This window comes from Streptomyces crystallinus (assembly GCF_039521265.1).
GTDB classification, from domain to species: Bacteria; Actinomycetota; Actinomycetes; order Streptomycetales; family Streptomycetaceae; genus Streptomyces; species Streptomyces crystallinus.
Genome location: NZ_BAAACA010000020.1, coordinates 1 through 23,191, shown reverse-complemented (window position 1 = coordinate 23,191; position 23,191 = coordinate 1). Strand labels below are relative to the sequence as shown.

The 23,191-nt window shown below is 72.0% G+C and carries 22 protein-coding genes; 9 read left to right on the top strand and 13 right to left on the bottom strand.

Translation table 11 applies throughout. The annotated features are described in order from the left end of the window. Positions 1-84: 84 nt before the first annotated feature. From ABD236_RS18215 to ureA, 5 genes are all read right to left on the bottom strand, one after another. Positions 85-1,437, bottom strand: coding sequence for an MFS transporter (locus ABD236_RS18215; protein ID WP_344074831.1), 1,353 nt, complete (start codon positions 1,435-1,437; stop codon positions 85-87). 102 nt (positions 1,438-1,539) lie between these two features. Next, a complete protein-coding gene (locus tag ABD236_RS18210) occupies positions 1,540-2,157 on the bottom strand; it encodes a TetR/AcrR family transcriptional regulator (protein ID WP_344074829.1) in 618 nt (205 codons plus the stop codon). Positions 2,158-2,197: 40 nt separating this feature from the next. Then, a complete protein-coding gene (locus tag ABD236_RS18205; protein WP_344074828.1) occupies positions 2,198-3,244 on the bottom strand; it encodes an agmatine deiminase family protein in 1,047 nt (348 codons plus the stop codon). Positions 3,245-3,254: 10 nt separating this feature from the next. Further along, entirely contained in the window at positions 3,255-4,988 is a 1,734-nt protein-coding gene (locus ABD236_RS18200; RefSeq protein WP_344074827.1) for an urease subunit alpha, read from the bottom strand. After that, positions 4,985-5,686, bottom strand: a complete 702-nt coding sequence (ureA, locus tag ABD236_RS18195; RefSeq protein ID WP_344074826.1) for an urease subunit gamma — start codon at positions 5,684-5,686, stop codon at positions 4,985-4,987. Before ureA ends, ABD236_RS18200 begins: the two co-directional genes overlap by 4 nt. Positions 5,687-5,832: 146 nt before the next feature. On the opposite strand from ureA, the gene ABD236_RS18190 reads away from it, so the two are divergent. Next, complete coding sequence (locus ABD236_RS18190) at positions 5,833-7,260, top strand: cytosine permease (protein WP_344074825.1); 1,428 nt, start codon at positions 5,833-5,835, stop codon at positions 7,258-7,260. 207 nt (positions 7,261-7,467) lie between these two features. Here the strand turns inward: ABD236_RS18190 and ABD236_RS18185 are convergent, their stop codons facing one another. Together ABD236_RS18185 and ABD236_RS18180 are read right to left on the bottom strand one after the other, a co-directional pair. Beyond that, a complete protein-coding gene (locus tag ABD236_RS18185) occupies positions 7,468-8,553 on the bottom strand; it encodes a branched-chain amino acid aminotransferase (RefSeq protein ID WP_344074824.1) in 1,086 nt (361 codons plus the stop codon). 239 nt (positions 8,554-8,792) lie between these two features. After that, complete coding sequence (locus ABD236_RS18180; RefSeq protein WP_344074823.1) at positions 8,793-9,833, bottom strand: 3-isopropylmalate dehydrogenase; 1,041 nt, start codon at positions 9,831-9,833, stop codon at positions 8,793-8,795. Positions 9,834-10,076: 243 nt separating this feature from the next. Here ABD236_RS18180 and ABD236_RS18175 point away from each other — a divergent pair, with 243 nt between their 5' ends. After that, positions 10,077-11,654 (top strand): purple acid phosphatase family protein, encoded by a 1,578-nt coding sequence (locus ABD236_RS18175; protein ID WP_344074822.1) that lies wholly within the window; start codon positions 10,077-10,079, stop codon positions 11,652-11,654. A 113-nt stretch (positions 11,655-11,767) separates the two neighbouring features. Here the strand turns inward: ABD236_RS18175 and ABD236_RS18170 are convergent, their stop codons facing one another. Beyond that, positions 11,768-11,914, bottom strand: coding sequence for a hypothetical protein (locus ABD236_RS18170; protein ID WP_344074821.1), 147 nt, complete (start codon positions 11,912-11,914; stop codon positions 11,768-11,770). Positions 11,915-12,142: 228 nt separating this feature from the next. After that, positions 12,143-13,027 (bottom strand): LysR family transcriptional regulator, encoded by an 885-nt coding sequence (locus tag ABD236_RS18165; protein WP_344074820.1) that lies wholly within the window; start codon positions 13,025-13,027, stop codon positions 12,143-12,145. 119 nt (positions 13,028-13,146) lie between these two features. Here ABD236_RS18165 and ABD236_RS18160 point away from each other — a divergent pair, with 119 nt between their 5' ends. The 3 genes from ABD236_RS18160 to ABD236_RS18150 all read left to right on the top strand — a co-directional run bounded on the left by ABD236_RS18160 (position 13,147) and on the right by ABD236_RS18150 (position 15,312). Then, complete coding sequence (locus tag ABD236_RS18160) at positions 13,147-14,148, top strand: zinc-binding dehydrogenase (RefSeq protein ID WP_344074819.1); 1,002 nt, start codon at positions 13,147-13,149, stop codon at positions 14,146-14,148. A 67-nt stretch (positions 14,149-14,215) separates the two neighbouring features. Next, complete coding sequence (locus tag ABD236_RS18155) at positions 14,216-14,566, top strand: PadR family transcriptional regulator (protein WP_344074818.1); 351 nt, start codon at positions 14,216-14,218, stop codon at positions 14,564-14,566. Next, positions 14,563-15,312, top strand: a complete 750-nt coding sequence (locus ABD236_RS18150; RefSeq protein WP_344074817.1) for a hypothetical protein — start codon at positions 14,563-14,565, stop codon at positions 15,310-15,312. The genes ABD236_RS18155 and ABD236_RS18150 overlap by 4 nt, the downstream gene beginning before the upstream one ends. Before the next feature lie 57 nt (positions 15,313-15,369). On the opposite strand, the gene ABD236_RS18145 is transcribed toward ABD236_RS18150, so the two are convergent. Next, positions 15,370-16,203, bottom strand: coding sequence for a helix-turn-helix transcriptional regulator (locus ABD236_RS18145; RefSeq protein WP_344074816.1), 834 nt, complete (start codon positions 16,201-16,203; stop codon positions 15,370-15,372). Between the two features lie 124 nt (positions 16,204-16,327). On the opposite strand from ABD236_RS18145, the gene ABD236_RS18140 reads away from it, so the two are divergent. Continuing rightward, positions 16,328-17,176, top strand: coding sequence for an NAD-dependent epimerase/dehydratase family protein (locus ABD236_RS18140; RefSeq protein ID WP_344074815.1), 849 nt, complete (start codon positions 16,328-16,330; stop codon positions 17,174-17,176). A gap of 84 nt (positions 17,177-17,260) precedes the next feature. On the opposite strand, the gene ABD236_RS18135 is transcribed toward ABD236_RS18140, so the two are convergent. Further along, positions 17,261-17,803, bottom strand: coding sequence for a GNAT family N-acetyltransferase (locus ABD236_RS18135; protein ID WP_344074814.1), 543 nt, complete (start codon positions 17,801-17,803; stop codon positions 17,261-17,263). Between the two features lie 66 nt (positions 17,804-17,869). Between ABD236_RS18135 and ABD236_RS18130 the strand changes: the two genes are divergently transcribed. Then, positions 17,870-18,574 (top strand): nitroreductase family protein, encoded by a 705-nt coding sequence (locus ABD236_RS18130; RefSeq protein ID WP_344074811.1) that lies wholly within the window; start codon positions 17,870-17,872, stop codon positions 18,572-18,574. Positions 18,575-18,687: 113 nt separating this feature from the next. After that, positions 18,688-19,554, top strand: coding sequence for an alpha/beta fold hydrolase (locus ABD236_RS18125; protein ID WP_344074809.1), 867 nt, complete (start codon positions 18,688-18,690; stop codon positions 19,552-19,554). 78 nt (positions 19,555-19,632) lie between these two features. On the opposite strand, the gene pruA is transcribed toward ABD236_RS18125, so the two are convergent. Together pruA and ABD236_RS18115 are read right to left on the bottom strand one after the other, a co-directional pair. Next, positions 19,633-21,264 (bottom strand): L-glutamate gamma-semialdehyde dehydrogenase, encoded by a 1,632-nt coding sequence (pruA, locus tag ABD236_RS18120; protein WP_344074808.1) that lies wholly within the window; start codon positions 21,262-21,264, stop codon positions 19,633-19,635. 34 nt (positions 21,265-21,298) lie between these two features. Continuing rightward, a complete protein-coding gene (locus tag ABD236_RS18115; protein WP_344074807.1) occupies positions 21,299-22,225 on the bottom strand; it encodes a proline dehydrogenase family protein in 927 nt (308 codons plus the stop codon). A gap of 184 nt (positions 22,226-22,409) precedes the next feature. On the opposite strand from ABD236_RS18115, the gene ABD236_RS18110 reads away from it, so the two are divergent. Then, a partial coding sequence (locus ABD236_RS18110; protein WP_344074902.1) for a PucR family transcriptional regulator occupies positions 22,410-23,191 on the top strand: 782 nt, incomplete at its 3' end.

Sequence of the window (23,191 nt, the reverse complement as noted above, 5' to 3'; positions counted from 1 at the left end):
ACCGGCGCGCTGCTGTCCATAATCATGAGGAAGGCGAGCACGGTTCCAGTCTGCCACAGGGCCACCACGGGGTGGACCGGGGTCTCAGGATGCGGGCACCCCGTTCCCCCGGGGCTCCGCTCCAGCGGAACGGCTGCCCCCAGCGGACGGCACCGGTCCAGCCGGAGCGGAGACACGACTCAGGTCGATCGTTCGCGTCTCCCTCATCGTCAGGTACACCACCAGGCTCACCGCCGCGCAGCCCGCCACGTACCAGTAGAAGCCGGACTCCATGTCCGCCTTCTTGAACCACAGCGCCACGTACTCCGCCGTGCCGCCGAAGAGCGCGTTGGCGACGGCGTACGGGAGGGCCACGCCCAGGGCGCGGATGCCGGTCGGGAACAGCTCCGCCTTCACGCACGCGTTGATGGACGTGTAGCCCGTCACCACCACCAGGGCCAGCAGCGCCAGACCGAAGGCCGGCCAGAACGTGCCCGCGTGCTTGAGCATCGTCATGATCGGCACGGTCAGGAACGTCGAGCCGACCGCGAAGGTGATCAGCAGCGGACGGCGGCCGATCCGGTCGGAGAGCATGCCCGCCAGCGGCTGGAGGCACATGAAGACGAAGAGCGCGCAGAACGACACCAGCGAGGCCGTCGGCTTCGGCATGCCCGCGCTCTTGGAGAGGAACTTCGTCAGATAGGTGGTGTACGTGTAGTACGCCACCGTGCCGCCCATCGTCAGCGCGACGACCAGGAACGCCTCCCGGCGGTGGCGCCACAGCGCCTTCAGCGTGCCCCGCTCCTCGTCCCGCGCCGCGCCGGACTGCTCGTACACCTCGGTCTCCAGCATGCTGCGGCGCAGATAGAAGACGACCGCCGCGCCCAGCGCGCCCACGACGAAGGGGACCCGCCAGCCCCAGCTGTGCAGCGCGTGCTCGGACATCGTGCGCTGCATGACGATCAGCAGACCGAGGCCGACGAGCTGGCCCGCGGTCATCGAGACGTACTGGAAGCTGGAGGCGAAGCCGCGGCGCTCCGGGGCGGAGGCCTCGGTCAGATAGGTGGCGCTGGCCGCGTACTCACCGCCGACCGACAGGCCCTGGAGCAGCCGGGCGACCAGCAGGACCGCCACGCCGCCGTATCCGGCCACCCCGTACGTCGGCGCCACCGCGATCAGGATCGCGGAGGCGGACATCAGGGTGACGGTCAGGGTGAGCGCCGCCTTGCGGCCGCGGCGGTCGCCGATGCGGCCGAGCAGCCAGCCGCCCACCGGGCGCATGAAGAAGCCGACGGCGAAGATCCCCATGGTGTTCATGAGGTTCGCGGTCTCGTTCCCCTTCGGGAAGAACGCGTCCGCGAAGTACACCGCGAAGGTGGCGTACACGAACCAGTCGAACCACTCGACCATGTTGCCGGCCGAGCCGACCCAGATCTTCTTCCACTGCTCTCGTCCCATGGAAGATCACGGTGGCCCAGGCCGACACGGCCGACAAGGGTCGCGGCCGCAACGATAAGGCGTACTTGCGTACGTTGCGTTCAGCGCCCGGTCAGCGGCCCGTCAGGGCCCGGTCCGACGAGCCGTCAGCGACTCGTCCACGAACTCCCGTACGTGGTCCATGACTTGGGGCCGGCCCGTGCCGGGTATGCCGACCGCCACATGGACGCTGAAGCCGTCGAGCAGCGCCCGCAGTCTCGCCGCGAAGCGGTCGGCGTCGACCGGGCGGAACTCGCCGCGCGAGACGCCCTCGGCGATGAGCGCGACGAGGTCGCGGTGCCAGGCTCCCTCGATGGCGGCCTGGCGGGCGCGCGCGTCGCCGTCGGCGTTCTGCGAACGGTTCCACACCTCCAGCCACAGGATCCAGTGCGGGTCGCGGGCGCCGTCCGGAACGTACAGGTCGACATAGGCGTCCAGACGTTCACGGACCGGGCCCGGCCGGGAGAGCAGGGCCCGGCGCTCGTCGCCGAGCCGGCCCTCGCTCCACTCCAGGGTCTCCAGGAGCAGCTCGTCCTTGCTGCGGAAGTAGTAGAGGAGGTGGCCGCTGGACATCCCGACCTCGCGGCCGAGCCCGGCCATGGTCAGGCTGTCCAGACCGCGCTCCGCGATGGTGGCCATGGCGGCGGCCAGCACCTCCTCGCGCGGCGGCGCGTTCCTGCGCGCGCGGGCCGGACCGGCCATGCCTGCTCCTCCTGGATCACACGGGACCACACCCCGGTGATCACACCCGGGGCTGCTGCTGGGTGATGCAGTGGATGCCACCGCCTCCCGCGAAGATCGTACGTGCGTCGACGAGGGTGACGGTCCGGTCGGGGAACAGCTTGCGGAAGATGCCCGCCGCGTTCTCGTCGCGGGGGTCGGCGAATCCGCACAGCACGACGCCGCCGTTGCAGAGGTAGTGGTTGATATACGAGTAGTCGACCCAGCCCTCGTCGTCGGCGAGCACGGTCGGGGCGGGGACCTCCACGACCTCGATGCTGCGGCCCCGGGCGTCGGTCTGGCCGCGCAGCAGCGCCACGTTCTCCTTGCACACCTCGTGGTCGGGGTGGGCCGGGTCGGGCTGGGTGTGGGCGACGACCACACCGGGGCGGGCGAACGCGGCGACGATGTCGACGTGGCCCAGGGTGCCGTAGCCGTGCGGCGGGTAGTCGGCGGTCAGGCCGCGCGGCAGCCAGATCGCCTTGCGGGTGCCGAGCATCCTGTGGATCTCCGCCTCGACCTGCTCGCGCGTCCAGTGCGGGTTGCGCTCGGGCCCGAGCTGCACGGACTCGGTGAGCAGGACCGTGCCCTCGCCGTCCACGTGGATCGCGCCGCCCTCGTTGACCAGGCGGGAGGTGTACGTACGCGCCCCGGCCAGGTCCGAGACATACGCGCCGATCTTGGCGTCGTGCTCCCAGCGGGCCCAGTCCTGGGCGCCCCAGCCGTTGAACGTCCAGTCGACCGCGGCCAGTTCGGAGCCGTCGGTCAGGAAGGTTGGGCCGATGTCGCGCATCCAGGCGTCGTCGAGCTCGCGCTCCACGAGCTCGATGTCCGGGCCGAGCAGGGCGGCCGCCTCGGTGCTCTGACCGGGGCCGCAGACCACGGTGACCGGCTCGAAGCGGCGCACGGTGCGGGCCACGGACGCCCAGGCGGCGCGGGACTCGGCGAGCTCCTCCTCGCTGGAGAAGGTGACGTTGGGGCCCGGCCACGCCATCCAGGTGCGCTCGTGCGGGGCCCACTCGGCGGGCATGCGGAAGCCGTCGGCGGCAGCGGACGTCGCAGCAGACATCAGGGGGTCCTTACAGGAAGTAGAGGCGGTTGAGGGAGACGGAGTCGGCGGGCTCCGAGCGCAGCGGGTCGCCGTCGAGGGTGACGAGGCCGGTGCGGCCGTCCACGTCCACGGCTCCGGTACGGGAGTTGAGGACGAGGTCGGCGGGGCCGATGCCGCGGGTGCCGCGCACGGCGACCCGGCGCCGGCGGGTCGGCATCAGATCGCTTCCCTGGTCGAGGGCGGCGCGGGCCACGAAGGCGACGGAGAGCTCGGCCGGGGTGGCGCCGTGGGCGCCGAAGAGCGGGCCGAGGACCAGGGGTTCGCAGGTCTCGGTGGCCGCGTTCGGGTCACCGGTGACACCCCACGCGGGGAAGCCGGACTTGAGCACCATCTGGGGTTTGGCGCCGAAGAAGGCGGGGCGCCACAGCACGATGTCGGCCATCTTGCCGACCTCGATGGAGCCGATCTCATGGGCGAGGCCGTGGGCGAGGGCGGGGTTGATGGTCAGCTTGGCGATGTAGCGCAGCACGCGCGCGTTGTCGTCGCCCTCGCCGTCGCCCTCCAGGGGGCCGAGTTCGGCCTTCATCTTGCCGGCCATGGCGAAGGTGCGGCGCACGGTCTCTCCCGCGCGGCCCATGCCCTGGGCGTCGGAGGAGGTGATGCCGATCGCGCCCAGATCGTGCAGGACGTCCTCGGCGCCCATCGTCCCGGCCCGGATGCGGTCGCGGGCCATGGCGGCGTCACCCGGCAGGTCGGGCTTCAGGCCGTGGACGGAGACGATCATCCCGTAGTGCTCGGCGACCGCGTCCCGCCCGAAGGGCAGGGTCGGGTTGGTGGACGAGCCGATCACATTCGGCACGCCCGCCATCTTCAGCACGTTCGGGACGTGACCGCCGCCGCACCCCTCGATGTGGAAGGCGTGGATGGTCCGCCCTTCCAGCACCTTGAGGGTGTCCTCCACCGACAGGCACTCGTTCAGGCCGTCGCTGTGCAGCGCCACCTGGACGTCGTGCTCCTCCGCCACCCGCAGCGCCGTGTCCAGCGCACGCGTGTGCGCGCCCATGTCCTCGTGCACCTTGAACCCGCAGGCGCCGCCCTCCGCCAGCGCCTCCACCAGCGGGGCGCCGTCCGAGGACGAACCCCGGCCCAGGAAGCCGATGTTGACCGGCCAGGCGTCGAAGGCGGCGAAGGCGTTGCGCAGCGCCCAGGGCGAGTTGACGCCGACGCCCCACACCGGCCCGAACTCCTGGCCGATGAGGGTGGTGACGCCGGAGGAGAGCGAGGCCTCCATGATGCGCGGCGAGAGCAGATGGACATGGGTGTCCACGGCGCCGGCGGTGGCGATCAGCCCCTCGCCGGAGACGATGCTGGTCCCGGTGCCGACGACCACGTCCACCCCGTCGAGCGTGTCCGGGTTCCCGGCCCGCCCGATGGCGTGGATACGGCCCGCGCGGATGCCGATGGAGACCTTGCGGATCCCGAGCATCGCGTCGATGACGACGACGTTGCTGATCACCACGTCACAGGTCTCGCGGACGGCGGCGGCCTTCAGGTGCAGCCCGTCGCGGGCGGTCTTGCCGAACCCGGCGAGGAACTCGTCGCCGGGCCGCTGGGAGTCGGACTCCACCCGGACGGTGAGCCCGGAGTCGCCGAGCCGGATCCGGTCCCCGGCCCGGGGCCCGAAGACGGCCGCGTACTCCTGCGGGTCGATGTGCCGGCTGCCGGGGGCGCAGTGGTCGCTGTGCGGGCTGGGCCTGCTCATGATCGTGCTCCTTCGGTTCCCGCGCCCAGATAGCCGCAGGCGGCGGCCCGGCGCAGGGCCTCTTCCTTGGCACCGGGCGCGTCCAGCGGCCCGTCGACGAGACCGGCGAAGCCGATGGCGACCCGGGCGCCGCCGATCGGTACGAGTCCGACCTCGCCCTCGCCGCCCGGGTCGAACCGGACCGAGGACCCGGCCGGGACGCACAGCCGCATCCCGTACGCGGCGGCGCGGTCGAAGTCGAGGCGCGGGTTGGCCTCGAAGAAGTGGAAGTGCGAGGTGACGCTGACCGGGACGGGCGCGGTGTTGCGCACGGCCAGCCGGACGGCGGGTTCGGGGTCCGGGCGCTGCGGCCCCGGCAGCACGGCGCCGGGGGCGTCCGCGCCGAGTCCGGCGGCGCCCCGCAGGGGCTCGGGGACCACGGCGAGCCGTGAGCCGTCGTCGAAGACGGCTTCCACGTGCACCTCGGTGACCACGTCGGCGACGCCCGGCAGGACGTCGTCGGGGCCGAGGACGCGCTGGGCCGCGGCGATCGCCTCGGCGAGCCTGCGCCCGTCGCGGGCGGCCTCGCAGACGGTGTCCGCGATCAGCGCGGTCGCCTCGGGGACGTTGAGTCTCAGTCCGCGCGCCCGGCGGGCCCGGGCGAGCTCGGCGGCGCCGAAGAGCAGCAGCCGGTCACGTTCTGTAGGGGTAAGTCGCACGCACCACACCTCCGGTTAGAACACCACTCTAACCGGACATGAGCTCAGAACAAGGGGTTGACGCGCCTCTTACCTATGCCTGACATTGAACGCCACTCAAAGAACCGGAACGTCGAAATCAAGCCATCGAGCGTCAGGGGCAGCCCATGCCGGTAGAACAGCGCGGAGTCGACACCATCCCGGAGGCGGAACGCACCAGCGGTCCGCGCGACCTGGTGTCGATCCTGCTCGGCTCCAACCTCTGTCTGGGCGTGATCGTCTTCGGCTGGCTCCCGGTCTCCTTCGGCCTCGGCTGGTGGGCGTCGGTGACCTCGGTCGTCGCGGGAACGCTGGCCGGCACCCTGCTCACGGCCCCGCTGGCGCTGGTGTCCCTGCGCACGGCGACGAACCTGTCGACGTCGTCGGGAGCGCAGTTCGGGGTCAGGGGCCGACTGGTCGGCTCGGTGGTGGGCCTGCTGCTCTCCCTCGGCTACACGGCGCTCACCGTCTGGATCGGCGGCGACGCGATGGCGGGCGTGCTGCACCGGCTGTTCGGCCTGCCCACGGGCGGTGTCGCGTACGGGATCGTGTACGCGGTGCTCGCCGGGGCGACGGTGATCGGCGCGGTGTACGGGTACCGGGTGCTGCTGCGGCTGTCCCGGGTCCTGGCGGTCGGCATGACGGCCCTCCTGATCCTCGGAGTCGCGGCCTACGCCCCGCACTTCACCACGGCCGCGCTGCCGGAGGCGGGCGGTTACCTGCTCGGCTCGTTCTGGCCGACGTGGCTGCTGGCGCTGGTGGCGGCGGGGCTGAGCGGCCCGATCGCGTTCATCACGCTGCTCGGCGACTACACGCGCTACATCTCCCCGGCCCGCCACACCCCGCGCCGCGTGCTGCACGCGACCTGGCTGGGCCTGACGGCCGGACTCCTGGTGCCGCAGCTGTTCGGCACGTTCACGGCGTACGCGGCGCGGGCGGCGGCGGACTACGCGGGCCCGCTGGTGGCGGCGGCCCCCGGCTGGTACCTGGTGCCGCTGCTGCTCGCCGCGTCGGCGGGCTCGGTGGGCAACGCGGGCCTGATGCTCTACTCCATGGGCCTGGACCTGGACGCGATCCTGCCGCGGGCGTCGCGTACGCAGGCGACGTTCGCGGTGGCGGGGGTGGCGACGGTGTGCGTCTTCGCGGGCCACTACGCGTGGGACGCGCAGGCGGCGATGACGTCGTTCGTGCTGCTCCTGACGGCGATCGGGACGCCGTGGGCGGTCATCACCCTGATCGGGTTCGCCCGCTGCCGGGGCGTCTACGACGCGGAGGCCCTCCAGGTCTTCAACCGGCGCTCCCGGGGCGGGGTGTACTGGTTCCGGGGCGGGTGGAACTGGCGGGCCGTGGCGGCGTGGGCCCTGGGGGCCGGGGCGGGGCTGCTGGCGGTGTCGCTGCCGGGGTATTCGGGGCCGCTGCTCCGGTTCACGGGCGGGGTGGATTGCAGCTTTTTGCTGTCGGGGGTGGTGGGAGGTGCGGCGTACGCTGCGCTGACCCGAGGGGGTGTCCCCCACCCCACCCCTTCCCTGAACCCTCCGGGGGTGAAGGTGGGCTGAGGTACGCGGCTTTTCGCGCAGTTCCCCGCGCCCCTGAAAGCCTCGTTCGCCTGCGGACCGTGGCCTCTTCTCGCGCAGTTCCCCGCGCCCCTAACTACCCAGGGGCGCGGGGAACTGCGCGACCAGCCAGCCACGGTCCGCAGACAAAAGCGGGGTTTCGGGGGCCGCAGGCCCCGCGCGCAGGGGCCCGGGGGTGGGGCCAACCCCCTAGCCCAGCTGGTGCATCCAGCCATGCGTGTCCGGCGTGACCCCCGTCTGGAGGTCGAGGAGGGCCTTGCGCAGCCTCATCGTGACAACCCCCGGCTCCCCGTCCCCCTGCGTCCAGTTCGCCCGAGCCGACTTCACCGACCCCACCGGCGTGATCACCGCCGCCGTGCCGCACGCGAAGACCTCCGTCAGCGTCCCCGCCTCGTTGTCCCGCTTCCAGTCCTCCGTGGAGATCCGGCCCTCCTCGGCCGTGTAGCCGAGGTCCCGGGCGATCTTCAGGAGGGAGTCACGGGTGATGCCGGGCAGCAACGAGCCGGTCAGCGACGGGGTGACGATGCGGTCCCCGTACACGAAGTACAGGTTCATCCCGCCCATCTCCTCGATCCACCGGTGCTCCACCGCGTCCAGCCACACCACCTGGTCGCAGCCGTGCTCCGCCGCCTCGGCCTGGGCCACCAGGGACGCGGCGTAGTTGCCACCGGTCTTGGCGGCGCCCGTACCGCCCTTGACCGCGCGCACGTACTCCTCGGAGAGCCACACCGAGACCGGCTTCACGCCACCGGGGAAGTACGCCCCGGCCGGCGAGGCGATGACGATGAACAGGTACTCGTTCGCCGGGCGCACACCCAGCCCGACCTCGCTCGCGATCATGAAGGGGCGCAGGTAGAGGGACGCCTCGCCGGAGGCCGGGACCCACGCCCTGTCCTGCTGGATCAGCGCGTCGCACGCGGCGATGAAGAGCTCGGTCGGCAGCTCGGGCATCGCCATCCGGCGGGCCGAGGAGCGGAAGCGCTCCGCGTTGGCCTCGGGGCGGAAGGTCGCCACCGTGCCGTCGGGCTGCCGGTAGGCCTTCAGACCCTCGAAGATCGTCTGCGCGTAGTGCAGCGTCATGTTCGCCGGGTCCATCGACAGCGGCGCGTACGGAGTGAGCTCCGCGTCGTGCCATCCGCGGCCCTCGGTCCACTTGACCGTCACCATGTGGTCGGTGAAGTGGCGGCCGAATCCGGGGCTTGCCAGGATCGCGTCACGCTCCGCGTCCGACAGCGGGTTCGCGGAGGGCTTGAGCTCGATCGTGGGCGTCGTCATGGTTGCGTGTCCTTCACCGGTTGTGTGGGTCGGACCGCGCTCACGCCGTCTTCGCTGCTGCTAGGACGTCCGAGCTTTTCCGCATGCCGCGGTCCCACGTTCGATTATCGCTCGTGCGGGACCGTGGCAGAAACGGTGTGATGCGGCCCAGGGACTGATGGTGGCACCCCGGGGCCGTACAGGAAAAGCCGCCGGGTGCTGGTGCGACCCGGCGGCTTTCGTGCAGAAGAGCGCTCGGGTCAGCCCGATACGCGTACGGCGAGCGCGTCGCCGATCTCGTCGGTGGTACGGGCCGAGCCGTCCCGCGCGGCCAGGTCGGCCTGGACGGCGTCCTCGATCCTGGCCGCCTCGGACTCGTAACCGAGGTGGCGCAGGAGCAGGGCGACGGAGAGGACCGTGGCCGTCGGGTCGGCCTTGCCCTGGCCCGCGATGTCCGGCGCGGAGCCGTGCACCGGCTCGAACATCGAGGGGAACGCGCCGGTCGGGTTGATGTTGCCGGACGCGGCCAGGCCGATGCCGCCGGTCACGGCCGCGGCGAGGTCGGTGAGGATGTCACCGAAGAGGTTGTCGGTGACGATGACGTCGAACCGCTCGGGCTGGGTGACGAAGAAGATCGTCGCGGCGTCGACGTGCAGATAGTCGGTGGTGACGTCCGGGTACTCCTTCGCCACCGTGTCGAAGATGTTCTTCCACAGGTGCCCGGCGAAGACCAGGACGTTGTTCTTGTGGACCAGCGTCAGCTTCTTGCGCGGCCGCGCCTGGGCGCGGGCGAACGCGTCGCGCACCACGCGCTCCACGCCGTACGCCGTGTTCACGCTGACCTCGGTGGCCACCTCGGCCGGGGTGCCGGTGCGCAGCGAGCCGCCGTTGCCCGTGTAGGGGCCCTCGGTGCCCTCGCGGACCACCACGAAGTCGATGTCCGGACGCCCGGCCAGCGGGGTCGCGGTGTTCGGGAAGAGCTTCGAGGGGCGCAGGTTGATGAAGTGGTCGAAGGCGAAGCGCAGCTTCAGCAGCAGACCGCGCTCCAGGACGCCGGACGGCACGCTCGGGTCGCCGATGGCGCCGAGCAGGATCGCGTCGTGCGTCTTCAGCGCGTCGAGCTCCGCGTCCGGCAGGGTCTCGCCGGTGCGGTGCCAGCGCCGGGCGCCGAGGTCGTACTCCTTGGTCTCCAGCTTCACGTCCGCTGGAAGGACGGCGTTGAGGACCTTGAGGCCCTGGGCCACCACTTCCTGGCCGATGCCGTCACCGGGGATCACTGCGAGATCGATGCTGCGAGACATGAATGCACCGTACTCCCCGTCCCATGCATTGACATGTCGAGTCCACCATGCGGACAGCGCCGGGTCCCTCGTCCGGGGGACCCGGCGGCGCGCGCCGATCCCGCCTACTTCCTCCGGGCGGCCGCCGAATGGCTGGCCGGGGTGATGTGCGGGGAGATTCCGGGGAGTTGCATGGGGTGCTGTACGCGCCCCGTTCATCCACTGGTGAGATTCGCGTCGTCTGAGGAGAGGACGTTTCCGGCCATGGACATCCCTCGTTTCGGAATACCCGACAAGCTCGCCGGCCGTCTGAGCATGGCCGAACAGCACGAGTACCTGCGGACACGGCTGACCCGGCGCGGGGTGCTGCGCACATCGGTGGCGACCGCCGCGGTCGCCGGTGCCGGGGTGGGCACCGGGCTCGTCGCCTCGCCGGCGAACGCCGCGCCCACGGTGCTCACCTCGCGGGGCTCCGCCACCGAGGTGGACGGCTCGCTGGTGGCCCCGTTCGGGCGGCACCTCGCCTACGGCGCCGACCCGAAGACCCAGATGGCGGTCTCCTGGCAGGTGCCGTTCGCGGTGCGGCGGCCGTACATCCGGATCGGGCTGCGCCCGTGGGCGCTCAGCCACCGGATCGGCGCCGAGGTGCGCCACCTCAGTACGCCGGTGCTCAACGGCGGCAAGATCGCCGCGGCCGAGCAGTACTACGTGCACGCGGGCCTGGAGCGGCTGCGGCCGGGCACCACGTACTACTACGGCGTCGGCCACGACGGCTTCGACCCGGCCGACCCGCGCAACCTGGGCACCCTCGGCACCTTCACCACCGCGCCCGAGCGCGCCGAGGCGTTCACCTTCACGGCCTTCGGCGACCAGGGCGTCAGCTACCACGCGCTCGGCAACGACCAGCTGATCCTCGGTCAGAACCCGGCGTTCCATCTGCACGCGGGCGACATCTGCTACGCCGACCCGTCGGGCTCGGGCACCAGCGGCGACACCTACGACGCCCGCACCTGGGACCAGTTCCTCGCCCAGACGGAGTCGGTCGCCAAGACCGTGCCGTGGATGGTGACCACCGGCAACCACGACATGGAGGCCTGGTACTCACCGGACGGCTACGGCGGCCAGAACGCCCGTTGGTCGCTGCCGGACAACGGCCCGGACCCGGTGAACCAGCCCGGCGTCTACTCGTTCGTGCACGGCAACGTGGGCGTGGTCGCGCTGGACGCCAACGACGTCTCGTACGAGATCCCCGCCAACTTCGGGATCAGCGGGGGCCGGCAGACCCAGTGGCTCGACCGACGGCTGGCCGAGCTGCGCGCCGACCGGCACGTCGACTTCATCGTGGTGTTCTTCCACCACTGCGCCTTCTCGACCACCAACGCGCACGCCTCCGACGGCGGGGTGCGCGACGCCTGGGTGCCGCTCTTCGAGAAGCACCAGGTGGACCTGGTGATCAACGGCCACAACCACGTCTACGAGCGCACCGACGCGATCCTGAAGAACGCGGTGGGGCGCAAGGTCCCGATCGGCGAGCGCACCGACCCGACGCGGGACGGCATCGTGTATGTCACGGCCGGCGGCGCGGGCCGCGCGCTCTACGACTTCCCGGCCCCCGACAGCTACGAGGGCCACGTCAAGGACCGGGAGAGCGTGCCCAGCTACCACTGGCTCAAGGGCCGCGCGAAGGCGACCGAGACGGTGGAGTGGTCCCGGGTGCGCTTCACGGGCTACTCGTTCCTCGCGGTGCGGGTCGAGGCGGGCCACCATCCGAAGATGACGGTCTCGGCCCTGGCGGAATCCGGGGCGAGGATCGACCACTTCGAGATCAGCCGAGGCGGGTAGGCATCCGCGTTTTCCCCGCGCCACCTCATACCCCAGGGGCGCGGGGCTGTGACATTGTGCGGCTCCGCCGCGCGGGCGCGACCAGCCCAGGCCGGCCCGCAGACGACAGCGCGCTACGACGCGGACACGTGCCCGGTGACGCCTCCGTTGTCCCTACGGTCCAGCGCGCGCTGAAGCGCGGCAGCGGCGTTCTTGCGGTCGGCATCGCTCGTACGAGCGACATGGCGGACACGGCGGCGGACGGTCGTCGTCTCGGACATGAGGGATCGACTCCTTGAGATCACGGGGATATCGAGGCGCCGGAAGGGGCGGGGAGCGCTGCCGCAGGGGTTGCCTGCCAAGGGGCACCGCGCTCGCGACCGCCATTCGCTGGATCTAGCGAGACGTTCGGCTCCTACAAAGCTAAGGGAGGACTCCGCTTCTGTCTCCACAATTACTCGGACTTCCTACTATCTGAGACGGCGACTTCCCGGCGGCCGCCCGGCGCCTCAGCGGCGCAGTGCGCGCAGCTCCCGGATGAGGGCGCGGACGGCGACCGTGCCGGCCAGCTCGGGCGTGGTCACATAGCCGACCGAGCGCGTCGGGCGCTCCGGTCCGAGATCAGTGATCTCGACCGTGTGCGGTGCTCCGGTCAGTGACAGCTCCGGCATGATCGCCATGCCGAAACCACTGCTCACCATCGAGAGCACTGCTCCGTCGTCCTCGGCCCGCACCGTCGCCGCCGGGATCCAGTCCTGCTCGGCCCACCACCGGCGGGTGTACGAGGAGCAGTTCTCCATCCAGTCGACCAGCGGCAGCGAGCGCGGCGCCGGGTGCCCGCAGGGGTGCACCAGCGCGTACCCCTCCTCCAGGAGCACGTCCCCGACCAGCCCCGGCGGCACCGGCGAGCTCGTCCCGACCGTCGCGATCCCGAGGTCCGCGCGCCCCGCCGCCACCTCCCCGGCCGTCCCGGCCCCCAGCTCCCGCACCAGCCGGACCTCGGGGGTGATCCCGGGGTGGCGGGCGGTGAGCCGTTCCAGGGCGGGTGGCAGGAGGTGCAGTGCGGCGCTGCGGAACGCGGCGATCCGCAGCGGCCCGGCCACGGTGTCCCCGGCCGGGTCGGGGGCGGCGCCGCGCGCCTCGGCGGCCAGCGCCTCCAGCATCCGCAGCACCCGCCGGGCGTGCGCCGCCGCGCGGGTCCCGGCGGGCGTCGGGGTCGCGCCGCCGCGCCCCCGCTCGAAGAGCACCGCGCCGATCTTGGCCTCGCTGGAGCGCACCGAGTGCGAGACCGCCGACTGGGTCATCCCGAGCCGTACGGCGGCCCCGGAGAAGCTGCGCTCCCGCTCGACGGCGGCGAGCACCCGCAGTTCGCGCGGGGCGAGGTCATTCGGCATCGAGGCTCCCACCTGGACGTAGGTTCCCACCTGGACGTATGAGCAGGATTCATGGATCCGGCGGTTCCATCGACGCAACCCCCTGCCCGGCCCGCGCATTCCTTCCTAGCGTCTGGCCCATGACGACCACCTCGCTCACCGTGCACCAGACCGCCCGCCCCGAGGGGCCGCCCTCCCCCGACGACTTCGCCTTCGTCCGGGGCCCCGTCCCCGAGCCCGCGCCCGGCACCGCGCTGGTCGAGAACCTCTACCTCTCCGTGGACCCGTACCACCGCGAGGTGATGGACACCGGCCCGCTGCACGAGCCGCTGGAGGGCCGCGCGCTCGGACGGGTGATCGCCTCCCTCGACCCCGCTCTGCGCGAGGGCGACCTCGTCTTCCACCGCCAGGGCTGGCGCACCCACGCCCTGGTCACCCTGGGGGTGGACGGGACGCGCACGATCCGGTCGTACGAGGGCGTGCCGCTCTCCGCGCACCTGGGCATCCTCGGCGGCACCGGCCTCACCGCGTACGTGGCGCTCACCCGCACCCTGGAACTGCGGCCCGGCCAGGACCTGTTCGTCTCGGCGGCCGCGGGCGGCGTCGGCACGGCGGCGGGCCGGATCGCGCGGCTGCTGGGCGCGGGCCGGATCGTGGGCAGCGCGGGCTCGGCCGCGAAGGTGGACTTCCTGACGGCGGCGGTCGGCTACGACGCCGCCTTCGACTACCACGACGGCCCAGTGGGCGAGCAGTTGGCGAAGGCGGCCCCCGACGGCATCGACGCGTACGTCGACAACGTGGGCGGCGGCCATCTGGAGGGCGCCATCTCGGCGCTGCGCGACCACGGCCGGGTCGCCTGGGTGGGGGCGGTGGCCCAGTACAACGACCCGGCCTCGCCGCCCGCCGCGCCCCGCAACCTCTACGCGGTGGTGGGGAAGAGCCTGCGCCTGGAGGGCGTGCTCGTACGGAACCACCGCGACGCACAGGGCGAGCTGGAGGAGTTCCTGGTGCCGCATCTGCGGTCGGGGCGGGTGGTGTCGGACGAGACGGTGGTCGACGGGATCGAGCGGACGGTGGACGGCTTCCTCGGCATGCTGCGGGGCGGCAACACGGGGAAGATGCTGATCCGGCTGGGCGAGTAGCACCGCCACCTACCCCAACACCGCCATCTAGTTTGCATTCCTACCTAGCTAGTGCTGGAATACATGCATGGCCGCAGACCGCAGATCCAGTTGGCTCAAAGGCGTCCTCGACCTCCTCGTCCTCACCTGTCTGACCGGGGGTGAGAGCTACGGCTACGAGATCTCCAAGACCCTGGCCTCGGCCGGGCTCGGGGAGATCAAGGGCGGAACGCTCTACCCCGTCCTGAACCGGCTCGAAGAGGCCGGGCTCGCCGTCGGGGAGTTCCGCGCCGCCGAGCGCGGGCCGGGCCGCCGGTACTACCGGCTGACCGAGGAGGGACGGCGGGCGCTCGCCGAACAGGGCGCTTCCTGGCTGGAGTTCCACACCGCCGTACAGACCATGCTGACCAGCGCGACACCAGGGGGACGAGCGTCATGAGCGAGCAGAGCGACTACTTCCGGGCACTCGCCGAGCGGCTGCGCGCCGCCGGGATGCGGCGGGACGAGGTGGCGTCGACCGTCGCCGAGCTCACCGGCTATCTGGCCGAGTCGGGGTCCACCGACCCGTACGAGGAGTTCGGCGCGCCCGAGGACTTCGCCGCGCGGCTCACCGGGGGCCGGGCGACCGAGGAGCCGGCGGCCGAGGCGGAGACCTGGAAGTGGACCGCCGACATCTACACCGACCGCAAGCACCTCAACCACTACGGCGACCAGGGCTGGGAGGTGGAGGGCCTGGACCGGCTCGGCCGGTTCGTCTGCCGCCGCGAGCCGGCGGCGGCGATGCGGTGGGAGTACCGCCGCGAGAGCGCCAACAGCGCGGCCGAGCGCGCGTCGGTCGCGGCCGGGCTCGCCCCGGACGGCTGGGAGCCGTGCGGGCACTGGATGTTCTTCATGTACTTCAAGCGCCCGAAGGCGGCGAGCGCCGGGCCCGCGGCCGGCCTCGACGAGCTGGTGGCGCCGCCCGCCAAGCAGCTCTTCCTAAGCACCACCTACCGGGGCAGGCTCAAGCAGATGCTGGCCGCCGGTCTCGTCTCGGGAAGCGTGACCGCCGCCGCGCTGCACTACGGGGGCGACTCCGTGATGTACCCGGTGCTGATCGGCGCGGCGCTCGCCCTCCCGGCGGGGCTGGCGCTGGGCTGGCAGCGCGTCAAGCGCGAGGTCGCCCAGGGCGTCGAGGACGCCTGACGCCCCGCCCGGAGCGCGGTCGTCCGGTCAGCGGCCATCCAGTCAGCGGCCATCCGGTCAGCGGCCGACCGTCAGGTCCTGGAGTCCCACCACCCGCAGCAGCTCCAGGCGCTGGTGGGACTCGGTGCCCGGGCGGGCCGAGTGGACCACCAGGAACTGGCCCTCGCCGGAGCTCAGCAGGATCTCGCAGTCCAGCTCCAGCAGGCCCACCACGGGGTGGAGGAAGCGCTTCGCCCTGGCGTGCCGGGTCTCCACCTCGTGCTCGTCCCACAGCGCCGCGAACTCCTCGCTGACCGCGCGCAGCTGAGCCACCAGCGCCGCCGGCTCCGGGTCGTCCGGGCGGGCCGCGAGCACCGCCCGCAGCTGCGCCACATGGCTGCGCGCGTGCCCGGCCTGGTCCTCGGGCGGGAAGAGGGCGCGCAGCGCGGGCTCGGTGAAGTAGCCGCGGATGATGTTGCGTCCCGGCGCGGCCTCGCCGACCAGGGCGGCCGCCATCGCGTTCTGGGCGAGCACCTCGCCCCAGTCGCTCATCACCTGCGCGGGCGCGTCGTGCAGCCGGTCGAGGATCAGCATCAGGCCCGGGCGCACATGGACCGAGCCGTGCCGCTCGCGCGGCGGCTCCTCGCCCGCGAGGTGGAAGAGGTGATCGCGCCCGTCCCGGCTGAGCCGCAGCGCCCGCGCCAGCGCGGTCAGCATCTGCCGGGACGGGCGCGAGCCGCGGGCCTGCTCGAGACGGGTGTAGTAGTCGGCCGACATCCCGGTGAGCTGGGCGACCTCTTCCCTGCGCAGCCCCGCCGTACGCCGCCGGGGCCCGGCCGCGAGGCCGACGTCCGACGGTTCCAGCCGGGCCCGGCAGTGCCGCAGGAAGTCCGCGAGTTCTTCTCTGTCCACGCCCCCAGCATGACGGTCGGTACACACAGGTATCCAGGGAGTGCCGATCCCTGGATACGGACGTCCCTCCCGCCGCCGGCCACCGCGCGCCACGCTCGGACCAGGCGATCGAGAGGAGCACGTGATGCGGATTCTGGTGACGGGGGCGACCGGCGCGGTCGGCCGCAGGTTCGTGCCGAGGCTGGTCCAGCGGGCCGACGTGGTGCGGGTTCTGGTGCGCGACGAGGCCCGCGGCGCCGCCCTCGGCGCCCATGAGGTCGCGGTCGGCGACGTGCGCGAGGAGGAGTCGGTGCGCAAGGCGCTGGCGGGGGTGGACGCGGTGGTGAACCTCGCGGTGTCCTACCGCGACGTCACGGACGAGGAGAACCGCGCGGTCAACCGCGACGCGGCCCTCGCGCTCGGCCGGGCTTCGCTGGAGGCCGGGGTGAGCCGGTTCGTCCAGGTGTCGTCGAACCTGGCGTACGGGCTGGGGCGCGGGCGCCCGCTGACCGAGGACGACGCGCCGCTGCCCGGCGGCCCGCTGTGGGGGACGTACGCGGAGTCCAAGGCGGCCGCCGAGGAGGGCCTGTTCGCCCTCCACCGCGAGCACGGCCTGGACGTCCGGGTGGGCGTGCTCGCCTTCGTCTACGGCGAGGGCGACCCGCATCTGGCGCAGTCGGTGTACTGGGCGGGCCAGTGGGCGGCCCACCAGCGGCTGCCGATGGTGCACCACGCAGACGTGGCGCAGGGTCTGACGCGGCTGCTGTACGCGCCGGGCGTGGCGGGCCGCAAGTACAACATCGCGGACGACTGCCCGGTGACGGCGGTCGAGCTGCACCAGCTCAACGGGGTGGAGGTGCCGCCGGAGCTGGCGCGGCGCACCGATCCGGACCCGTTCTACACGATCGTGTCGACCCTGCGGATCCGGGACGAGCTGGGCTTCCGCCCGCTCTACCCGTCGGTGTGGACGGCACGGGACGCGGGCGCGCTGTAGCACCGGGCGCCATGGGGCGGACCGGGGAAGGCGGACTGGGGCGGACTGGGGGGCGGCGCCAGCCCCTGCTCCCCCGGCCCGGCGTCACAGCACGTCGCCGTCGCGCCAGTCGAAGATCAGCGGCTGGGCCGGGTCGGGCAGTTCGCGGCCCGCCGCCGGGCGGACGTAGGTGGTGCCCTCCTCCTCGGCCAGGTGCACCACCCCGTCCGGGCTCAGCGCCTCGATCCGGCCGGGCCAGACCTGCCAGCCGCGGGAGAGGTAGAGCGCGGCGCCCTCGTCGGAGGCGGAGAGCGCGCCGAACTCGTACGCCTCGTCGATCACATGCTCCAGGGCGGCCATGACCCGCCCGCCGAGCCCCTGGCGGCGCCGGTCCGCGCGCACGGCGACGGCCTCGACGTAGCCGACGCGGTAGGACCGGCCGCCGTGCAGCACCCGGCGCATGATGACGCTGCCGTGCGCGGCGAGCCCCTTCTCGTCGTCGAGGAAGGAGTGCACACCGCCGAGCCCGTGGTCCCAGTCCTCGTCGCTGAAGTCCCCGTCGAAGGCGGTGTCGAGCAGTTCCCGGATCCTGGGCAGGCCGTCGGGGCCGAGCTGGGAGGTGTGCGCGGTGTGCTGAGACTCAGTCATGTGCCCACTGTGGCAGGCCGCTTCGCGCTCTTACGCACCGGGCACGGCTGCACCAGACTCGCTTTCATGTCACCCTCCACACAGCAGCGGTGGACGCCCACCCACGGCGAGCCCTACCGCCCGGTTCCCTACCGCCCCGCCCGGATGCCCGCCGCCGAGTCCCTGGCGCGCGCGGCGGCCCTGCGCACCACCATGGACCAGCGCCGGACCGTACGGCAGTTCTCCCCGGACCCGATCCCCGAGCAGGCCGTCCGGGACGCCATCGCGTGCGCGGCGACCGCCCCCTCGGGCGCGCACCAGCAGCCCTGGACCTTCGTCCTGGTCCGCGATCTCGAGGTGCGGCGGCGGATACGGGAGGCGGCCGAGCACGAGGAGAAGGTCTCCTACGACGGCCGCCTCGGCGAGGAGTGGCTGGCGGCGCTGCGCCCGCTGGGCACGGACGCCGTCAAGAGCCACCTCACCGACGCCCCGGCCCTGATCGTGGTCTTCCAGCAGCGCTACTGGCTGGCCGAGGACGGCACCAAGCACAAGCACTACTACGTGGACGAGTCGGTCGGGATCGCGGTCGGCATGCTGCTGAGCGCCCTGCACCAGAGCGGGCTGGCCGCGCTGGTGCACACCCCGAGCCCGATGCGCTTCCTGCGCGAGGTGCTGGGCCGGCCCGTCAACGAGAAGGCGTTCGCGGTGATTCCGGTCGGCTATCCGGCCGAGGGGTGCGAAGTCCCCGACCTCGTACGGAAGTCGTTGGAGCAGGTACTGGTGGAGATCTGACCCTCACCTCTCGCTCTTTCTAACCTCTTAAAAACGCTTGACCGGTTAGGCCGGTCCGTGGTTGGCTGCTCGCACACCGAGTCAACCGGTCAAGCGAAGGTGAGGGGTTAGATATGAGCGCGGAGCGGATCCACTACCGGACGGCCGTCGTCGGCGGGCACGAGATCTTCTACCGGGAGGCGGGTTCGCCCGACGCTCCCGCCCTGCTGCTCCTGCACGGCTTCCCCACCAGCTCGCACATGTTCCGCGACCTGATCCCCCGGCTGGCCGCGCGCCATCACGTGATCGCCCCGGACCACCTCGGCTTCGGCCACTCCTCGGCGCCGCCCGCCGACCGGTTCGCGTACACCTTCGCCAACCTGGCCGCCCTGACAGAGGAGTTCACCGAGCAGCTCGGGCTCACCAGGTTCGCGCTCTACATCCAGGACTACGGCGCGCCGATCGGGCTGCGGCTGGCGCTGAAGCACCCCGAGCGCATCACCGCGATCGTCACCCAGAACGGCAACGCGTACACCGAGGGCCTGGGCGAGGCCTGGGCGGCGCCGCTCGCGCTGATCGCCGAGCGCACGCCCGAGACCGAGGCGCCGGTGCGCGAGATACGCTCCCTGGAGGGCATCAAGTGGCAGTACCTGCACGGCCTCCCGGACCCGTCCCTGGTCAGCCCGGACGCGTACCACCACGACGCGGCCCTGATGGCCCGCGAGGGCCAGGACGCCATCCAGCTCGACCTGATGGCCGACTACGGCTCCAACTTCGACCTCTACCCGGCCTTCCAGGAGTACTTCCGCACTAGCGGGGTCCCGCTCCTGGCGGCCTGGGGCGCCCACGACGAGATCTTCGTCCCGGCCGGGGCACTCGCCTTCCAGGGCGACCTGCCCGAGGCCGAGGTCCATCTGCTGCCCACCGGCCACTTCGCCCTGGAGACGCACGCGGCCCAGATCGCCGCGCTGATCGACGACTTCCTCACCCGGAGGCTGTGAGCCGCGCGGCAAGGGAAACCGCCCCCGTCCTCGGTTGGGGGACCAAGGACGGGGGCGGGGTTCAGAGGTGACCGTGCGTCAGCCCATGTGCGGGTACGCGTAGTCGGTCGGCGGGACCAGCGTCTCCTTGATGGCGCGGGTCAGCGTCCAGCGCATCAGGTTCTGCGGGGCACCCGCCTTGTCGTTGGTGCCGGAGGCACGGCCGCCGCCGAAGGGCTGCTGGCCGACGACGGCGCCGGTCGACTTGTCGTTGATGTAGAAGTTGCCCGCCGCGTAGCGGAGCTTGTCCATCGTGTACGCGGCCGCCGCGCGGTCGCCGGAGATGACCGAGCCGGTGAGCGCGTAGTCCGAGACGGACTCCATCTGCTCCAGCATCTCGTCGTACTTGTCGTCCTCGTAGACGTGGACCGCCAGGATCGGGCCGAAGTACTCGGTCGTGAAGACCTCGTTCTCGGGGTCCGAGCACTCGATGACGGTCGGGCGGACGAAGTAGCCGACCGAGTCGTCGTAGGTGCCGCCGGCCACGATCGTGCAGGAGGCGTCGGCCTTGGCGCGGTCGATCGCGGCCTTGTTCTTGGCGAACGAGCGCTCGTCGATGACGGCGCCGATGAAGTTCGACAGATCGGTGACGTCACCCATGGTGATGCCGTCGACCTCGGCCGCGAACTCCTCCTTGAAGCCGTCGTTCCAGATGGAGGCCGGGATGTACGCACGCGAGGACGCGGAGCACTTCTGGCCCTGGAACTCGAAGGAGCCGCGGGTCAGCGCGGTCTTCAGGACGGCGCGGTCGGCGCTGGGGTGCGCGACGACGAAGTCCTTGCCGCCGGTCTCGCCGACCAGGCGCGGGTAGGCGCGGTACTTCTCGATGTTGGTGCCGACCGTCTTCCACAGGTGCTGGAAGGTCTTGGTGGAACCGGTGAAGTGGATGCCGGCCAGGTCGCGGTGGTTCAGCGCGACCTCGGAGACGGCCAGGCCGTCACCGGTGACCAGGTTGATGACGCCCTTGGGCAGGCCCGCCTCCTCCAGGAGCTGCATCAGCAGCACGGCGGCGTGGGTCTGGGTCGGGGACGGCTTCCACACGACCACGTTGCCCATGAGGGCCGGGGCGGTCGGCAGGTTGCCCGCGATGGCCGTGAAGTTGAACGGCGTGATCGCGTAGACGAAACCTTCCAGCGGACGGTGGTCCATCCGGTTCCACACGCCCGGGGAGTTCGCCGGGGGCTGCTCGGCCAGGATCTGGCGGGCGTAGTGGACGTTGAAGCGCCAGAAGTCGACGAGCTCGCACGGGGTGTCGATCTCGGCCTGCTGGGCGGTCTTCGACTGGCCGAGCATGGTCGAGGCGGCCAGCGTCTCGCGCCAGGGGCCCGCCAGCAGCTCGGCGGCGCGCAGGATGATCGCGGCGCGGTCGTCGAAGGACATCGCGCGCCACGCCGGGGCGGCGGCGAGGGCCGCGTCGACGGCGTCCTGCGCGTCCTGGGTGGTGGCGTTGGCGAAGGTGCCGATGACGGCCTTGTGGTTGTGCGGCTGCACGACGTCGAAGCGCTCGCCGCCGCCCATCCGCTTCTCGCCGCCGATGGTCATCGGCAGCTCGATCGGGTTCTCGGCCAGCTCCTTGAGCTTGGCCTCCAGGCGCGCGCGCTCGGGCGAGCCCGGGGCGTAGCCGTGCACCGGCTCGTTGACGGGAGCGGGGACCTGGGTCACAGCGTCCATGAGTCTCTGAACTCCTTGGTGAGGGGTGGTGGGCTCAGCCCTTGGTGAGGATGGAGCGGGCGAAGAAGAGCAGGTTGGCCGGCTTCTCCGCCAGACGGCGCATGAAGTAGCCGTACCAGTCGGTGCCGTACGCCGTGTAGACGCGCATCCGGTGCCCCTCGGCCGCGAGGCGCACGTGCTCGTCGCCGCGGATGCCGTACAGCATCTGGAACTCGTACTCGTCCAGTTTGCGCCCGGCGCGCCGCGCGAGCTCCTGGGTGATGGCTATCAGACGCGGGTCGTGCGAGCCGATCATCGGGTACGCGTCGCCGTCCATCAGGATCTTCAGGATGCGGACGTACGCCTTGTCGATCTCGCCCTTGTCCTGGTACGCGACGGAGGCGGGCTCCTTGTAGGCGCCCTTCACGATGCGGACGCGGCTGCCGGCGGCGGCCAGGCGGCGGGCGTCCTCCTCGGTGCGGAAGAGGTAGGCCTGGATGACGCAGCCGGTCTGCGGGAAGTCCTTCCGCAGCTCCTCGTGGATGGCGAACATCGAGTCGAGGGTGGTGTGGTCCTCGGCGTCCAGGGTGACCGTGGTGCCGATCGCGGCGGCGGCCTCGACGACCGGGCGGACGTTGGCGAGGGCGAGCTCGTGGCCGCCCTCCAGCGCCTGGCCGAACATCGACAGCTTCACGGACATCTCGGCGCGGGTGCCCAGGTCCAGGTCCTTGAGGCGCTCGATCAGCTGGAGGTAGGCGTCCCGCGCGGCGTAGGACTGCTCCACGGTGGTGATGTCCTCGCCCACCACGTCCAGGGTGACCTCCAGGCCCTTGCCGGCGGCGTCCTTGACGATCGGCACGACCTGGTCGACCGTCTCGCCGGCGATGAACCGGTCGACGACCTGCTTGGTGCCGGGGGCGGCCGAGATGAAACGGCGCATCTTGTCGCTGCGCGACGCGGCGAGGATCACGGGACCCAGCACGGGGCACCTCCATGGAAAGGGGTAGCAGGGGGCCGGAACCCGACAATCGGGGAACGGCACGGAGAACCACCGTGAAACCTAAGGATCCTTCCGATCGTGGGCCATCGACACCTGTCACGCATCCGTGCCCCGCATCTCAGACAGATGTATGAAGGCGGGGCCGGAGTGCGCGAGAATGGCTGCTGTGAAGGGCGACTACCAGGACCTGGTCGATGAGATCTCGGCGCTGCTCGGCGCCCCCGCGACCCTGGAGGACCGGGACTTCGCGCTGATCGCCTTCGGCGCGCACGACTCCGAGGACGACGCGGCGATGGACCCGGTGCGCACCCGCTCGATCCTGACCCGCCGCTCCACCCCGGCCGTCCGCGCCTGGTTCGAGGGCTTCGGCATCACCCGGGCGACCGGCCCCGTCCGTATCCCGGCCGCCCCCGAGGCGGGCGTCTTCCGGGACCGGATCTGTCTGCCGGTGCGCCACCGGGGCGTGGTGCTCGGTTACGTGTGGCTGCTCGACGCCGACCCGGGCCCGGCCGAGGACCGGCTGGCCGCGGCGATGGAGGTGGCCGCCCGGATCGGCGGGCTGCTCGCCGACGAGGCGCGGGCGGGCACCGACCTCTCCCGGGAGTTCCGGGCGGCCCTGACCGCCGGGCGGGGCTGGCAGCGCGACATGGCGACGGCGGCGCTGCGCGCGGCGCTCGGCCCGGACGCGGACGGGCTGCACGCGGTGGTCTGCGTCAGCCCCTGGCCCCAGGAGACCCCGTCCGTACGGGCCGTACCGGGGACGGCGGCGGTGTGCTCGGTGCCGTGGGGGACGCACGGTGAGGAGGGGGGCGAGCCCAGCGGCCCCGGGGCCGGTCAGGTGCTGGGCGCGCTGGTCCGGCTGCGCTCGGCCGAGGCGCTCGCGCCCGCGCTGACCGCCGCCGAGCGGCTGCGCGCGATGGCCGGGCCGGGCGCCGCGGCCGGGGTCGC